This is a genomic window from Campylobacter sp. S4:11, assembly GCF_024723695.1.
GTDB classification, from domain to species: Bacteria; Campylobacterota; Campylobacteria; order Campylobacterales; family Campylobacteraceae; genus Campylobacter_D; species Campylobacter_D jejuni_C.
The window spans coordinates 1-317 of the sequence record NZ_JANQDC010000118.1 but is presented as its reverse complement, the minus strand read 5'-3'; the positions used below and the strand labels follow the sequence as shown (position 1 = coordinate 317).

At 26.5% G+C, this 317-nt stretch carries 1 protein-coding gene; it reads left to right on the top strand.

Going from position 1 to position 317, the window contains the following annotated elements; translation table 11 throughout:
- Positions 1-317, top strand: a 317-nt coding sequence (locus CAMP5053_RS08485) for a motility associated factor glycosyltransferase family protein (protein WP_337217659.1), incomplete at both ends; no start/stop codon positions are given.

The window sequence follows — 317 nt, the reverse complement described above, 5'->3', positions numbered from 1 at the left end:
TTTAAAAGACTTGCTAAAACAAAGAAAAGGTAAAATAGAAAATGCTATTATAGTTTCTACTGGTCCATCTTTGATGAAACAATTACCTTTATTAAAAGAATATGCTAATAAAGCTAGCATTATATGCGCTGATAGTGCTTATCCTATATTAGCAAAACACAATATAAAACCTGATTATGTATTAATGCTTGAAAGAGATGATATAGTCATTAAGTGTTTTGATAATGATTTCAAAGAATTTGACAAAGGTATATTATTTGTCTTAGCTAGTGTAGTCAATCCTAAAGCTATAGAATACTTAAAAAGAAATAATAGAC